The following is a 319-nucleotide window of genomic DNA, read 5'->3' as shown; positions in this document are numbered from 1 at the left end:
AGCTTGACTACTTCAACCCTAGTGCAGAATTAAACCCGATGTTACACATGTGGAGTTTAGCTGTTGAAGAACAATTTTATTTATTTTTTCCATTTATATTACTTTTCTTAACAAAGTTTAAGAAATATATACTTATCAGTTTAGCAGTGATTTTTACTATTTCGTTAATATCTATGTTATTAACCTCAAATCAATCAGTTAATTTTTATTTAATCCATACTAGAGCGTGGGAACTTCTTGCCGGATCAACTTGTTCTATCTTAATCACTAAAAGTGCCTTATCAGCCATAAATGAAACCCTTAAAGGGTGGTTAAGTGC

1 pseudogene is annotated in these 319 nt (G+C 31.0%); it reads left to right on the top strand.

What is annotated here, in order from left to right:
• Window positions 1-38: 38 nt before the first annotated feature.
• A pseudogene (locus Q4528_RS13195) lies at window positions 39-319 on the top strand (hypothetical protein); the annotation flags it as partial.

This window comes from Staphylococcus pasteuri (assembly GCF_030547725.1).
Lineage (GTDB): Bacteria > Bacillota > Bacilli > Staphylococcales > Staphylococcaceae > Staphylococcus > Staphylococcus pasteuri.
Note: the sequence above shows the minus strand (reverse complement) of the source record. Positions and strands in the feature narration are given on the sequence as shown.